Source organism: Shewanella sp. CG12_big_fil_rev_8_21_14_0_65_47_15 (assembly GCF_002783505.1).
In the GTDB taxonomy this organism is placed as follows: Bacteria; Pseudomonadota; Gammaproteobacteria; order Enterobacterales; family Shewanellaceae; genus Shewanella.
In genome coordinates, this window is the sequence record NZ_PFGL01000027.1 from 62,547 (window position 1) to 77,932 (window position 15,386).

Annotated in this window: 11 protein-coding genes; 4 read left to right on the top strand and 7 right to left on the bottom strand. The window is 48.8% G+C overall.

Annotation, left to right across the window (positions count from 1 at the left end):
• Positions 1-103: 103 nt before the first annotated feature.
• The 3 genes from COW15_RS07980 to cutA all read right to left on the bottom strand — a co-directional run bounded on the left by COW15_RS07980 (position 104) and on the right by cutA (position 4,067).
• Positions 104-1,759, bottom strand: a complete 1,656-nt coding sequence (locus COW15_RS07980) for a cation:proton antiporter family protein (RefSeq protein WP_293631580.1) — start codon at positions 1,757-1,759, stop codon at positions 104-106.
• Positions 1,760-1,911: 152 nt separating this feature from the next.
• Positions 1,912-3,747 carry a protein-disulfide reductase DsbD gene (locus COW15_RS07985; RefSeq protein ID WP_293631582.1) on the bottom strand — a complete coding sequence of 612 codons (1,836 nt, stop codon included), beginning with the start codon at positions 3,745-3,747 and terminating at the stop codon, positions 1,912-1,914.
• Positions 3,744-4,067, bottom strand: coding sequence for a divalent-cation tolerance protein CutA (gene cutA, locus COW15_RS07990; protein WP_293631583.1), 324 nt, complete (start codon positions 4,065-4,067; stop codon positions 3,744-3,746). The genes COW15_RS07985 and cutA overlap by 4 nt, the downstream gene beginning before the upstream one ends.
• 223 nt (positions 4,068-4,290) lie before the next feature.
• On the opposite strand from cutA, the gene COW15_RS07995 reads away from it, so the two are divergent.
• Complete coding sequence (locus tag COW15_RS07995) at positions 4,291-4,875, top strand: FxsA family protein (RefSeq protein ID WP_293631584.1); 585 nt, start codon at positions 4,291-4,293, stop codon at positions 4,873-4,875.
• Positions 4,876-4,958: 83 nt separating this feature from the next.
• Here COW15_RS07995 and COW15_RS08000 read toward each other — a convergent pair whose 3' ends face one another.
• From COW15_RS08000 to COW15_RS08010, 3 genes are all read right to left on the bottom strand, one after another.
• Positions 4,959-5,492: a hypothetical protein gene (locus tag COW15_RS08000; protein WP_293631586.1), complete on the bottom strand. Its 534-nt coding sequence runs from the start codon at positions 5,490-5,492 to the stop codon at positions 4,959-4,961.
• A gap of 183 nt (positions 5,493-5,675) precedes the next feature.
• Positions 5,676-8,759 (bottom strand): efflux RND transporter permease subunit, encoded by a 3,084-nt coding sequence (locus tag COW15_RS08005; RefSeq protein ID WP_293631587.1) that lies wholly within the window; start codon positions 8,757-8,759, stop codon positions 5,676-5,678.
• Positions 8,760-8,762: 3 nt separating this feature from the next.
• Complete coding sequence (locus COW15_RS08010; RefSeq protein WP_293631589.1) at positions 8,763-9,899, bottom strand: efflux RND transporter periplasmic adaptor subunit; 1,137 nt, start codon at positions 9,897-9,899, stop codon at positions 8,763-8,765.
• Positions 9,900-10,026: 127 nt separating this feature from the next.
• Here COW15_RS08010 and COW15_RS08015 point away from each other — a divergent pair, with 127 nt between their 5' ends.
• Positions 10,027-11,004, top strand: coding sequence for a LysR family transcriptional regulator (locus tag COW15_RS08015; protein WP_293631591.1), 978 nt, complete (start codon positions 10,027-10,029; stop codon positions 11,002-11,004).
• 15 nt (positions 11,005-11,019) lie between these two features.
• Here the strand turns inward: COW15_RS08015 and COW15_RS08020 are convergent, their stop codons facing one another.
• Entirely contained in the window at positions 11,020-12,387 is a 1,368-nt protein-coding gene (locus COW15_RS08020) for an MATE family efflux transporter (protein ID WP_293631593.1), read from the bottom strand.
• Positions 12,388-12,612: 225 nt separating this feature from the next.
• Between COW15_RS08020 and COW15_RS08025 the strand changes: the two genes are divergently transcribed.
• Both COW15_RS08025 and groL read left to right on the top strand, forming a co-directional pair.
• Positions 12,613-12,903 (top strand): co-chaperone GroES, encoded by a 291-nt coding sequence (locus COW15_RS08025; RefSeq protein ID WP_006086113.1) that lies wholly within the window; start codon positions 12,613-12,615, stop codon positions 12,901-12,903.
• A 58-nt stretch (positions 12,904-12,961) separates the two neighbouring features.
• Positions 12,962-14,599, top strand: coding sequence for a chaperonin GroEL (gene groL, locus COW15_RS08030; protein WP_293631629.1), 1,638 nt, complete (start codon positions 12,962-12,964; stop codon positions 14,597-14,599).
• Positions 14,600-15,386: the final 787 nt, after the last annotated feature.

Here is a 15,386-nt window from a genome sequence, read left to right on the forward strand (position 1 = left end):
TCGTATTGAGGGTGAAAACACCGACTCAGGGAGGGGTTTCCCTGAATCGGTACAGTGTGTTATTAAGTGGTTTTAATTCAAGACAGCTTTCGCCACAGCGTCACTAAACTTGGGTTGTCGCCTCGGCGTTTAGAACGGTTTTATTATCAACCTCCTCTGTCTCGGCATGCTTAGTCTCTGAGCCCGACAGCAGTTCATCGGCTACATGGTCGACAAAACCCGCACCCGCCGCTTCATAGAGGTTGTATACACTATGCACACCCGAAGCCCGCAGGGAAGCCGCATCATCGCCATACTGCACTATGGCGCTGAGTTTACCTTGATAATTGAGCTTCTTGAGTTGCTCAACGGCAAACAGATTCCCCGCATGGTGGGGCATAGCGAGTAATACCAATTCGAGGTTTGGGGCTCTGTCGAGCTTCTCCCAAAAATCGGTATCGGCGGCATCGCCCTGCACCACGTTACGCCCCTTGGCTCGGTGCAGATCGACGATTTCCTGTTTATGTTCAATCCCTAGGATTTCACCGCTGAATCGAGTGCGCAGTTCATCGTAGGCACCGCTACCTATGCGCCCCATACCTAGAATCAAAAAACGTGGATTACCTATTGCTATAGGTCTGTCCTCTGGGTGCAGCGGCCGCTTTTCGAGTTTGACGAGGCGCTGCTGGAATCGTTGATAAATTCTACCTACGGTCGCGTTGAGCGGCGCCGCAAGCAGGAAGCTAAAGCTTAGGGCAACCGCAATAATCACTAGCCATTGGGAGGGTAGCCAGCCCTTGCTGGTGGCCACCGCCGCCACAATCAAACCAAACTCACTGAAGTTACCTAGGTTAAATGACCCTAGCATTGAGGTTCGGGATCTCAGTTTAAAGCGGGTGAGTATGTATACAAACAGCAGGATTTTCAGTGGGATGAGCAATACTAACAGTGCCGCAATAACAATATCCGATACCGTAGGTAAACCGTTGAGGCCAATGGTTAAGAAGAAGGCGACGAGGAAGAGTTCCTTAAAATAGAACAGGGATTTTGCCAGTTCAGAGGATTTTTTGTGCCCCGCCAATAAGATACCGATAATTAGGGCGCCTAGATCGGGTTTCAGGCCAACGGCTTCAAATAACCAAGCACCGACAACCAGCGCCATCACTAGGCCAAAAAGGACTAATAGTTCACCGTGGCCGACACGGTCAAAGGCTTTGTAAATAAGCGGCTTAGCCAGTGGCAATAAGAGTAATGCGAAGGCCCATACCGAGGGCACATCCCCCTTGGAAATCGTTAAAAACAGTACTGCGAAGATATCCTGCATAATCAAGATACCTATGGCGACACGGCCATAGAGGGATTGCATATCCCCTTTATCTTCCAATACTTTGACCGCAAAAACCGTACTGGAGAAGCTTAAGGCAAAGGCGAGTAAGGTCAACTGTTCGAGATTAAGACTAGTGAGCTGGGTTAAACCAAAAAGACCGAGTAGTTTGAGAATAGGCACAAAAACCAGGATGGATATCATCAAATGCACACTCGAACCCGCCCATACTTCGGCCTTAAATAGGCTGCGAATATCGAGTTTTAACCCTATGGCGAATAACAGTAAGGTAACCCCAAGGCTAGCGAGTTCTTGCAGTAGTGGCAGACTGTCTTTTTCTATGCCGAGTACAAACAACACAAAACCCGCCACTAGGTAGCCGATGAGTGGAGGCAGTCCTATACGGCTGACAAGCATGCCGCAGACAAGGGTGATAATCAGGATTGCAGGTTCCATAATGCTCCAATCTAAAAAGCCCAGGTTAAATGGGGATTGTATAAGAAATCGATGACAGTGCGATAAAAAAGCGGACTTTTAATGAAAAAAGTCCGCTTATTATTGGTTTTACGCTAAAACGGCGCAGTGATAATTTGGCGCTTTAGCCGAGGTTATTTCACTAAGTGATCTAAATGGGCGGCAAATTCCTTCGGTCCCATAAAGCCTGTAACCCTTAAATCTTCCCTTTGCTCGCCTTGCTCGCTAAACATCAACAGCGTAGGTAAGCCGAGCACATTGTACTTTTCTAACAGTGCCACATCCACGGCATCGCTTTTAGTGACATCTGCTTGCAGTAAGACGATTTTATTCATGCGAATCAATACATCGGCGTCCTTAAAGGTGATGGCCTCAAACTCTTTACAGGCCACACACCAATCGGCATAGAGATCGAGCATCACAGGCTTACCTTGGGCGCTAGCGGCGGCGATTTCTTGCTCAAGATCTTCAATGGATTTAATCCGTTTAAAGCCATGGGCTTGCTCGGTCGTTGTCGCAGTCGCAACTGGACTGTGGGTAAAGCCAAAATGCCCCATTACTGCTTGAAAACCGTAGGAGAAACTCGCCAATAGCGCCAAAGTTAACAGCACTGAACGGACAGTTTGTTTCCAGTTAAAGGCGCTGAGTTTATTTTGGTGCATCAGGTAACCGGTGAAGCTAATGCCCCAGAGCGACCAGAGCACATCGGATACTACGCCCGTCCAAATACGGCCAAGCATGACGATAGACACGGCGATCAGCAGGAAGCCAAATACGGTTTTGATGATATTCATCCAAGCGCCAGCGCGTGGCAACAGCTTACCACCCGAGGTACCAATGATAAGTAGTGGCACACCCATACCCATGCTCAGCACGTAGAGCGCGAGGAAACCTTGCAATAAATCACCGGTTTGCGCCACATAGACTAAGGCGCCGGAAAGTGGGGCCGTAGTGCAGGGCGATGCCACTAATCCCGAAATCACTCCCATCAAAAATACGCCAATCAGATTGCCGCCCTTTTGATTGTTTGATACTGAGTTCATTTTCTCCTGCCAGCTCGATGGCAGCTTCAAATCGTACAGGCCAAACATAGATAAACTGAGCACAAAGAACAGAATAGCGAGCACGACTAATACGGCGGGATGCTGTAGCGCCGCTTGGTACTTAAGCCCTGCCGAGGCGACGACTAAACCTAAAATAGAGTAGGTGATTGCCATACCTTGTACATAGGCCATGGACAGGGTAAAGGCTTTTGCGGTCGAGAGTTTTTGCCCTTGGCCGACAATAATGCCCGATAAAATCGGGTACATGGGGAATACGCAGGGGGTTAATGCCAGACCTATACCTAAACCGAAGAAGATCACTAAGGTCCAAATCAGGCTGTCGTTTGAGAGCATTTGGCTTAATGTATCTTGTTGGGTAATAGGCTGAGTAGGTGCTTGAGCGGCGCTGGCTTCCTCGGCATTGCTTGCACTTGGCGCGGCGGCATTGTCAGTGCTCACTAACAGGCCATCATTGGCGGCGACCGCTTTAAGGGTGACCTCGCGTTTGGTTGGCGGATAACAGAGTTTACCCTCGGCGCAGCCCATAAAGGTGACGCTTAAGGTGCCATTTTCATCGGCTTGCTTTAGGCCAACGGGAATATCGATATAGGTGTAATACACCTCTTGCTCACCAAAATACTCATCGTTATGGGGCTTGCCCTTGGGAAGCTCAATCGTGCCTAGCTCGGCACCATTGACGCTGAATTTAAGCTTATCGCGGTACATATAATAACCGTCGGCAATCACCCAATTGAGGGTAACCTTATTACCTTCCTGTTTAAAATCAAAGGCAAAGGCTTGATCGACGGGCATTAACTCCGGTTCGCTTTTTAGAAAACTAAAGTTATTCGCAAAGGCATAGCCACTTAGGGTGAGAGGCGTGAGAAGCAATAACGCGGTGAAGGTAAGGTTAAGTAGTTTTTTCATGGCTGAGTGTTATCTTTTATCCAATCTAAGTAGGCTGGTAGCCCGTGGGTTACGGGTACTGCAATAATTTCAGGCACTTGATAAGGGTGAAGTTTAAGCACAAGCTGTTCTAACTCGGCATAGCGACTTTGTAAACATTTAATGTGTAAGCTAATTTCTTGCTCCTCACAGATTTTGCCTTCCCACACATAAATGGAGCGGATGGGCGCCGAAATATGCACACAAGCCGCGATACGCGATTCCACTAAAGCATGGGCTATGCGATTTGCCTGAACTTCATCGGGGCAACTGGTGCTGACCACTAGATACTGAGCTTGCATGGTGTGAGGTATCGTCCCTTAACAATCTTAAACTTCGCTTAAGCCTATTAGGCTAAGCTACTTTACGTGTTTTTATGGTCTCATACATTAACGGCTTAACGAAAGAGTGAACTAACTATCAGAAGTCTCACTGCTTTACCGCAGTATCCGCCCTAATGACTTGAATTAAGACCGGCTAGCCCCCATTTAGTTTTCAAGAATGTGAGATAAAACTGAGGTCAGTATGTTTTTAATCCTATTTTTATTATTTGTGCTGATCCCAGTACTTGAGCTATCTGTGCTTATCCGTGTCGGTGAAGTGCTGGGAACATGGACAACGGTAGGCCTAGTGCTATTCACCGCTGTACTCGGCGTATCATTGGTGCGCAGCCAAGGGTTAAGCACTTTAATGCAAGTGCAGCAAAAGCTCGCCCGCGGTGAAGCGCCGGGACAAGAAATTGTCGAAGGTATGATGTTAGCCATGGCGGGGGTTTTACTGGTGATCCCAGGCTTTGTCACTGACTTTATGGGTCTATTGCTATTAACGCCCTTGACTCGCCGTCCGATTGCCGCTTTAGTCTTTAAACGCATGCAACTGCGCGTGATTGCAGGTTTACAGGGGGGAATGCACGGTGGCTTTCATGCCAACCAAGGTCCCTTTGGTACTAAGCCGCAGGACCCCTTTGGACAAAACCCCTTCGATGATAGGGCGAAAAAAGACGGCAATGTGTTTGAGGGGGATTTTGAACATAAGGTCGATCCCAGTGATATCAAACCCGTTAGCCATCAAATTCCCAATAGCGAGCAGGATAAAGATCCTAAGCCTTAGCCTTTATTAGATCAGCACTAGTGTTCGATACTTAATCCTGCGGCTTACAGGATCAATCCTAACTGTGCCGCTGGTTGGCTTGCCTACAAAAACTCCACCGAGTTAAGAAATGCCTCTGCCGTGCGGCGGTTCTGGCCGTCGTCATTGTAGCTGGCAGTTAAAATCAATAGGTGATTATTGTAGGCGTAGGCATGCTGCACTAAGGTGCCTTCTTTACCCATATTCATGCTGATCTCATAGCCTCGCTGTCCCCCATGTTCGATATATCCTCGGGTCAGTTGCAGCTGTTCTACCCCCTCAAGCCCCTTGAATTTCTGCGCTAATGTATTGGCATCGTCGAAGGAAAGCTCGGTAATATCTTCCTCGTCGATAGTGTCAAACTGGGAGCTAAAGGTCACTACGCTCAACACTAGTGGTTCCTTAGGGTGCTTTTGTGTGGTAATGCTTTCAATGTTCACTTGCCCCGAACTTTCAAACTTAGCATTAGGGTTGGCTAACATCTGGATTTTAACCGGGATAGAACTTAAAAAATGGGATTCTAGGGGTTTGGCCGCATACCATTTTTGGTAAGCGAAAAAGGCGAGGCCAAGCAGTACTGCGAGCTTAATAAGTTTCATAAATATCCTTATTTATATGTAATTCCTTGAGTTTTATACTCGGTACCCAGTGTAAAGGCCAAACGACCAAATCGCAACCGTTATGGGGGCAATGCACAGTTTTTGAGGGGAAATGGCCAATCGATACGCTTACAACTGTATCGATCGGCCGCGCCGGGAAGCGTTTAGGGGAGGCGTGATCCGTTAGTTTGTTTGCTCGTCTATGGATATCGCTTTGATATTAAAGGCAAGACTATACATCACCGGCAGTACGATTAGCGTCAGCAGTGAGGCAAAGCCTAAGCCAAAGATAATCGTTATCGCCATAGAGCCGAAGAAGGCATCGGGAATGAGTGGGATCATCCCTAGCATGGTGGTGATCGCCGCCATCATCACGGGGCGTACGCGGCTGATGCAGGAATCGACAAGGGCAAGGTAGGGGCTTTTCCCTTCACTGAGTTCGAGGTTGATCTGATCGACCAAGACAATCCCGTTTTTAATCACCATGCCCGATAAACTCAGCAGGCCGAGCAGCGCCATAAAGCTAAAGGGTGCATCGAAGAGCAGCAATCCCGCCGATACCCCTATTAGGGCCAGTGGCACGGTAAACCAAATCACCAGCGGTTGGCGCACTGAGTTGAATAGGAATACGGTAATCAAGAACATCGCCAAATAACCCAATGGAATCGAGCTAAACACTGCGGTTTGGGCTTCCCCCGCCGTTTCATACTCGCCACCCCACTCGAGGCGGTAACCGGCGGGAAGACTGATAGCTTCGACCTTGTCTTTCACTTTACGCAGCACAGAGTCGGCGGTTTCACCGCTGCTGAGCTTAGGATCGGCTAGGACGGCGAGCATACGCATGCGATCACGACGCATCACTAGCGGGTTTTCCCACTCAGTATTAAAGTTACTCACCACTTGGGTCGCGGGGACAAAAGTGTTGTGTTCGCTACTCCAGATTTGCAGCTTCCACAGGCTGTCCGCCTGCAGGCGCTCTTCGGCGGGGGCTCTGGCGACGATAGGCAATAGGTGGCTGGTTTCACGATATAAACCAATCTGTTTACCACTAAAATTGACCAGCAGTGCATTGTCGAGATCTTGCTTGCTGATCCCCGTTTCCCTCGCTTGGGCATTTTCTAATTGTGGCCGGATTAAGGGCACTCGATTGCGCCAATCATGGCGAATGCTGTCCATGCTTGGCTCTGCCTGAAAAATCGCTTCCGCTTGGGCACCGAGTGCGCGTAATACTTGGGGATCGTCACCATAGAAACGCGCTTCTATTTTGGCGGCGGGCGAAGGGCCGTTTTCCATATTTTTTAAGCGATATTGTGCCTGTGGGAAGCGCTGATTTAAAAATTTATCCAGCTCAGGCATATAGGCCTGCAGTGATTCAAGATCCTGCATTTCAATAATCAGCTGTGCAAAGGCGGGGTAACCCTTCTCCGGTTGATAGGGCAAGACAAAACGCTGGGCCCCTTGGCCTATAACTGTGGTTAAATGGACCAGGCCAGTATGTTGCTCCTCGGCTTGTTTGAGTAATAGCTGCTCAATATCGGCGGTAAAACGCTCGCTAGCCTTAATATCTGTGCCCTCCGGCATCCAAATATCCACAAAGAAGATTGGCGTATTGGACGCAGGGAAAAACACATTCTTGATATGACCAAAGCCAACGACAGCGCTGAACAACATGGCTATCACTAGCAGAATGCTCACCAGTCTAAAGCGCAGTGCTAGGGTTAAACTTGCGCGGTATAAACTGAAGAACCAGCCCTTGTAAGGGTCTTGGGCTTCTTCGTCGCTCGGGGCATCTTTAAAGAGTAGATGGCAGAAGAACGGCGTTAATGTGATGGCGGTGATCCAACTGATAAACAGCGAAATCATCAACACTTGGAATAAAGAACGGCAGAACTCCCCCGAGGCATTTTGTGATAAGCCTATGGGCGCAAAGGCGATAATGGCAATCACAGTCGCGCCTAAGAGTGGCCACTGGGTTTGAGCCACAATTTGCTTAGCGGCTTCGAGGCGGGTTTTGCCACGGCGCAGACCGATTAAAATCCCTTCGGTGACCACAATGGCATTATCGACCAACATACCCAAGGCGATGATCAGCGCACCGAGTGAGATAAGCTGTAGCTCAATCCCTAGCACTTTCATCACGATAAAAGTGCCTAAGATGGTCAACAGCAGGATAAGTCCCATCAGCAAACCCGAACGCAGGCCCATAAACAGCAGCAATACGGCAATAACGATGGCAATCGATTCGAGTAAGTTGATTAAGAAGCCGTTGACAGTCTGATCGACCGCCTGACTCTGGTTATAGACAGTGTCTAAGCCCATGCCTATCGGGCGTTGGGATTCGAGTTCGCTTAGGCGATCGTTCACCCTCTGGCCCACTTCCACCACATTGACGCCGCTTGAAAAGGAGATCCCTAGGGATAACGCCGCTTCTCCACGGTTGTGGTACAGCACATCTGGGGTTTCATCGTAATCCTTTTCGATATGGGCAATATCACCGAGATAAATCAGTTCAGTACTGCCTGGTGGGCTCACGATCAAGCGAGCCAGATCCTGAACGCTGCTAAACTCCCCCGTGGGATGGATGCGAATACGGTTGTCACCAATCACTAGACTGCCCGCATTGGAGACCACGTTTTGATTGTTGATAAGACCATAGATATAGCTTTGATCTAGCCCCAGCGCCGAGAGTTTTTGTTGGGAAATTTCAATCACGACTTGCTCAGTCACACTCCCTATCACCGAGATTTTTTTGACCCCAGGCACCAGCACTAGCTCGCGGCGTAGGTAATCGGCATAGTTGCTTAACTCGCGGTTGCTATAATCGGGACCAGAGAGGTTAAATAAAATGCCATATACATCGCCAAAATCGTCTAGCACCTTGGGCGTGTTGGTTCCGGGGGGCAATAGTCCCGCAGTATCATTGACCTTACGACGCACCTCATCCCATACCTGTGGCAGGCTGGTTTTATCATAGCTTTCTTTGATTTCGATCTCGATTTGCGACAGGCCTGCACTGTTGATCGATGTTACATGCTTAACGGCATCGAGCTGTTGCAGCGCATTTTCAAGCGGTAGGGTGACTTCCTCTTCGACTTGCTCCGGTGATGCACCGGGATAGGCGGTGATCACTAGGGCATCTTTAATGGTAAATTCGGGGAACTCGAGTTGCCCTAAGCCAGTAAAACTGACACCGCCCCCCAGGAGGAGTAGCAACACAAACATCCAGCTAATGACTTTATGGCGGATGGAATACTCTGCAATATTCATTCGTTATACTCCACGCTGCCAGCGTAGCGGCTTAACTTTCATGCCATTGGATAATTGGGAAACGCCCGCGCTCACAATCAAATCGCCCTTATTGATACCGCCCAAGATTTCAATCCCTTGGTTAGTCACTCGTCCGAGTGTGACCTCAATGGGGCTGACCTCGCCGGATTGGGCTTGGTATAGCCAAACCTGCACTTTGCCATCTTGGTCGCTCTTATCTATAGCGGTCACAGGGACTATGGCGGTTATAGGGGCTGTGATTGGAGTTATGGCGGCCGCTGGGGTTTTGCTGTGTTCTGTGGCCTTGACTAAGGCCAACGTTAGCTCGGCGCTCATACCTGGAAGTAATTGAATACCTTTAGGTTGTGGTAAGGAAAACACGACTTCATAGGCCTGAGTGCCTGGGGTGACTTGGGTCGAGTATTCTTTAAATCTGGCGTCAAACTCCATGCCTTCCAACGCGCTAAAACGCACCTTAGCGCTAAAATCTGGCTGCTTGATATACTCGTTTAAGCTGGCGGCCATGGCCTCGGGCACTTGGATGCTCACATCGAGCAAACTATTGTTTTGCAGTGTGAGTACGCCCTGATTGGCCTGCACTATCTGGTGATTATCGACGAGCCGTTTGGCAATAGTGCCGCTAAAGGGGGCGGTTAAGCGGGTGTAGCTTAGCTGATCGCGCGCAGCCGCGAGGGCCGCCTTAGCGGATTTCAATTGGGCCTGAGCGCTATCGAATTCGGACTGGGAAATCAGCTTACGATTGAGTAGCTCGACCTTACGTTTAAAGTCGGCGGCTAGCAGTTCGTGCTCCGCCTCGCGGGTCATCAGATTATTGTAGGCATCTCTGTCGTCGAGTTTCGCCAGCAAGCTCCCTTCGGTAACTCTTTGCCCCTCCACCAATGCCAGTTCGGTTAACTGCCCTGAAATGCGAAACGATAATTCGGCGCGGCTATTGGCGGCGACCCTGGCAGGGAAAGTTCTAAAATCCCCCCCTTCGAGTTGCACCACCTCGAACAATTTGACCGGGCGAATGGGCGGCGTTTGCACAGAACTTTCTGCGGGGGAGCAGCCGCTCAACAGGACTGGAAACAGTAGGACTGGAAGCAGTAGGACTGAGGGTAAGCGTCGATATGATGGCATGGTGGGGTATCCTTTGTAACAATTTTTCAGCATTTCTGGCGGCGAAGATAACAGCTAAACTGGTTGCAATAAATGGGATAATTTGGGATTATCAGTCCCACTTAATGAGATTGAATTTAGGGCGAACATGAAGACAGAGGATTTAGCGTTATTCCACCGAATAGCTGAGACGGGCAGTTTGATCGAAGCCGCTGATTTACTTAACTTACCTAAATCAACGGTCAGCCGTCGTTTACAGGCATTGGAGGATGAACTGAACATCAAATTGTTTCACCGTCAGAGCCGTTCGATGACCCTCACTTCCGCGGGTAGCCATTTTTACCAGCGTTCGCAAAAGATCTTGGCCCAGCTCGATGAAACCTTGTTCGAAATGACCAATGACGATGCCGAAATAAGCGGTCATCTGCGGATCCAAATGTTCCCTATCCACAGCATGAATGTGCTGATGCGGGCTATTTTCCGTTTTATGGACTTGCACCCTAGATTAACCGTCGAAGTGATCAGCAGTGCCGAATCCATTGATATGGTTAAAAATAATCTAGATGTCGCCTTTGTGGTTGAACCCGCCTTAGACACCTTAGACTTGGTCGTGCGGCCCGTGTTTACGACGGATCTGCGCTTCTATGCCAGCCCCGCATATTTAGCGAAACATGGCACACCGAGAACGCCCCAGGAGATTGAATTCCACAATGTGTCACTGTTTAGATTATCAAACGGCAAAATCTTCAATGAGCTTTGGATAGGTGCCGAGCAGGAAGTGAGAGTCCGAGGGAATTTTTGCTCCAATAGTGTAGAAGTGGCGGTGGAGTTTGCCCTGCAGGGGCGGGGAATTGTGTATGCCCCCGCCGAAGTCGTGGTCGATTTCGTGGAGACTGGGGAGTTAATTAGCCTGCTGCCTGAAATCGAAGCCCACCAGGGAGAATGCTATTTAGCTTATCCATCGAGGCGTTATGTCAGCTTGGCCAGTCGCCGTTTTATCGATTTTATTATGCAAGAACTCGCCCCCAACGGCGTGCCGACCAATATGAGCGAGGTGAGTCCGCGCAGAGCATGTAAAGCCTCGAAGGAAGCGTTCCCCAACGACGAACTGCGTTTTCGCGGGTAATCGAGTGAAACGCAGTCAGCCTTCAAGATTGGCGTCGGCGGTGACGACCTTTGCGGGTTCGCAGATCCGCTGCGCTAAAGAGTAACAGGCAATCCCCATCAAGAGGTTGGTGATGGGGAGCGCGAGCAATAAGCCCTTCACTCCATCGATATAAGAGCCCAACGCCGCCAGTGGCAGCATCAGCAGCACTAAGCGGCACAGGTTAATCACTAACGAACTCATGGGCCTATGGTAAGCATTCAGCGCCGTAGCAAAAATAATCACTATGCCTAGCGGGCCGTAGGCGCAGGGTAAAACCAGAATATAAAAACTCAACCACTCTAACACCTGCGGATCGGTACTGAATAAATGGGCTGTGGGCTCTGCCAAAAACGCCAGCGGAATATAGAGTAACGTCTGGAATATAAAGATAAATTTAAGGGATGACAGCAATGCCTGCTTCGCCCTTTGCGGTTGTCCAGCCCCTAGGTTTTGCGCGATAAAGGGCATCAGGCTCGACGAGAGTGCCATCACTACAATCAAGAGTAATGATTCGAGCCGAGTACCCGCACCAAAGGCGGCAACGGCACTATGATCTATATGTGCCAGCATCGCCATAATGACGGCATTGGCTAACGGATTGATTAAATTCATTAATGCCGCAGGTTGGGCAATATGGGCTAATTGATTCCAGTTAGTGCGCATTCTATCTATATCAAAGGCAGCCCATTCGAGCATTTTGCGCTTAATCATCAATAAATAACTTGATAATGAGAGGGCGACAATCCAAGCGATAAGCGTCGCAATCGCCGCGCCTTGGATTTCTAAACGTGGAAACGGCCCGATACCGAAGATCAATAAAGGATCGAGGATAAGGTTAATAATGGCCGCCAGCGCCATAATCATCGCCGGCGAGCGAGTATCGCCCGTGGAGCGTAAGCCCTGGTTTCCCACCATCAAGAGCACCAGCAGCGGCGCGCCGATATACCAGTAAATCATATAGTCGTGGATCAGCGGTAAGCTGCTCTCATTGGCACCGAGCAAACTAAAGAGCGGTGTAATAAAGATGCTGCCAAGGGCGGCTAAACTGGCGATAAGGATAAAGGTCAGCAGCAGCGCATCGTGCAAAAATACCTTCGCCCGCGGGGCATTGCCCGAGCCAATCAGCCGGCCTAAATTGGTCGATACACCGGCACCAATGCCGATGGCGATGCTAGAGATCACTAAGGTCACTGGAAAGGTAAAACTAATCGCCGCTAGGGCTTCTGTCCCTAACTGACTGATAAAAAAAGTGTCAGCGAGGCTAAAACCTAGAATGGTCATAATGCCAATCAAGTTGGGGAGGCTCATGTTGAGCAGTACACGACCAATTGGCGCGGTGAGCAGCCCGTGTCTGTCTTTCATGGGAAAAATAGTGCCTTGTTAGCGAGCGGAGGCGAGATTCTAGCAGGATTGTGCGGACTTGAAAAAACCGACATCAAAAAATTGAAGTTTTTTTTGTAAATGCCCTTGGATCTCGACACTATCAGCCCCATATCTCACACATTAAAAGAGCAGGCTGACGTGCCTCTTTTTTTAATCACAAATCGGCTCGATTGTAGGGCATCAAATCATTAGGAGAGTTCATAGATGAATATTCGTCCATTACATGACCGCGTAATCGTTAAGCGTCTAGAAGTTGAATCAACATCAGCGGGTGGCATAGTACTGACCGGTAGCGCCGCTGAAAAATCAACTCGCGGTGAAATCCTTGCTGTGGGCAATGGCCGTATTTTAGAAAATGGCACAGTTAAGCCACTGGATGTCAAAGTGGGTGACGTGGTGATCTTCAACGAAGGTTACGGCGTTAAGAAAGAAAAAATCGACGGTCAAGAAGTCTTGATCCTGTCGGAAGCTGACCTGATGGCAGTAGTAGGTTAATCCTTCGCATCAATTCGACATTCCAATTAATCATTAAAAAATTTAAAGGATAATCAAGATGGCAGCTAAAGAAGTTGTATTTGGTAATGACGCTCGCGTAAGAATGCTGGCTGGCGTAAATATTCTCGCGAACGCAGTGAAAGTGACCTTAGGCCCTAAAGGCCGTAACGTGGTATTAGACAAGAGCTTCGGCTCACCACTGATCACTAAAGACGGTGTATCTGTTGCCAAAGAAATCGAGTTAGAAGACAAATTCGAAAACATGGGCGCGCAAATGGTGAAAGAAGTTGCTTCTAAAGCCAACGACGCCGCCGGTGATGGTACTACTACTGCAACTGTACTGGCTCAAGCTATTGTAGTTGAAGGCTTAAAAGCCGTTGCAGCCGGTATGAACCCAATGGATCTGAAGCGCGGTATCGACAAAGCCGTTATCGCTGCCGTTGCTGAATTAAAAGCCTTATCACAACCTTGTGCAGATTCAAAAGCGATTGCCCAAGTTGCGACTATCTCTGCAAACTCTGACGAATCTATCGGCGAAATCATCGCAACAGCGATGGAAAAAGTCGGTAAAGAAGGCGTGATCACAGTTGAAGAAGGCCAAGCGTTAGAAAACGAATTGGACGTAGTAGAAGGTATGCAGTTTGACCGTGGCTACCTGTCTCCCTACTTCATCAACAAGCCAGAAACCGGCAGCGTTGAATTAGATCACCCATTCGTACTGTTAGTAGACAAGAAAATCTCTAACATTCGCGAACTGTTACCTATCCTTGAAGGTCTGGCAAAAACCGGTAAGCCATTGCTTATCGTTGCCGAAGACGTTGAAGGCGAAGCATTAGCAACCTTAGTTGTGAACAATATGCGCGGTATCGTGAAAGTGGCTGCCGTTAAAGCACCTGGCTTTGGCGATCGTCGTAAGGCAATGCTGCAAGACGTAGCAATCCTGACTGGCGGTACTGTTATTGCTGAAGAAATCGGCCTAGAGCTTGAAAAAGCAACGCTGGAAGATTTAGGTACGGCTAAGCGTGTTGTGATCACTAAAGACAACACCACCATCATCGATGGTAACGGCGAGCAAACACAAATTGCTGCTCGTGTAAGCCAAATCAAACAACAAGTTGAAGAGTCAACTTCTGACTACGACAAAGAAAAACTGCAAGAGCGTATGGCTAAACTAGCTGGCGGCGTAGCAGTCATCAAAGTTGGCGCAGCGACTGAAGTTGAAATGAAAGAGAAAAAAGCCCGCGTTGAAGATGCTCTGCATGCAACTCGCGCTGCGGTAGAAGAAGGCGTGGTTCCTGGCGGCGGCGTTGCTCTGGTTCGCGTAGCATCTAAGATCTCCGATGTTGAAGTCTTAAACGAAGACCAAAAACACGGTGTGGTTATCGCACTGCGCGCGATGGAAGCGCCACTGCGTCAAATCGCGACTAACGCCGGTGAAGAAGCGTCAGTTGTTGCTAACACAGTGAAGAACGGCAGCGGTAACTACGGTTACAACGCCGGTAACGACACCTACGGTGACATGTTAGAAATGGGTATCCTTGACCCAACTAAAGTGACCCGTTGTGCATTGCAATTTGCTGCGTCTATCGCAGGTCTGATGATCACTACAGAAGCTATGGTTGCTGAAATTCCACAAAACTCTGCGCCAGATATGGGCGGTATGGGTGGGATGGGCGGAATGGGCGGCATGATGTAATCCTAGCTGGTTAAAATCGTTTATAGCTGCGTTACTTTGTTACTCGTGTAGAAAAACACTACACGTCGCAACAAAAAGCCTTGCTCTAAAACGATTTTTCCTGCGCTAGATTAGCAAACATCAGCGGTCTTTAGCTTAATCGCTTAAAACCCAAATTCTTGTAAGAGAAAAATGAAAACCCCAATTCGGGCAACCGAATTGGGGTTTTGTTTTTGGCGCTGACTGCGTCAGAGTGATTGGTTAGCTCTTTTGAATTTTGTGCTGCGGTTTATATTGGTTTTGGATTGGCTAATCCCGGCAGAAACAAGAGTTAAATCAAAGTTGTGGGGCTTCACCCCTCGATTTTTTAATAAAGAGTCGACCAAGGAGGACTGCTCGTCCTATCCTCCTTGCTATTGTTTTCACATCAGCCAAGACGCCCCCAACGGAGTTGAAAGCCCCTTGGGCATTAAGCGTTCTTATGCTATCGCGTCAGACGCTCGTCCTTGATTCGACTGACACTATCTCGGTCTGATAGGCAGGATGCCTGAATGTCGTGAAGTGCATGGATGCACGAGAACGACCATGCCTTGCTCACGCAACGAACACAAATGCCTTGCGGCAACTCCGAGGGGAGGGTGAACTTCTGTGATCTCAGTGTCGGCTGTTAAACCCAAAAGAGTTATGCCTGTCCAATTTTTTGTTTTTAGGAAATTTAACAATGAGTGGCTCATTAAATGGTAGTGTTCAAATTTCTGTGTCATTTCTTTAAGCTATACCAAAAAGAGATGATTTATGACCACACCTA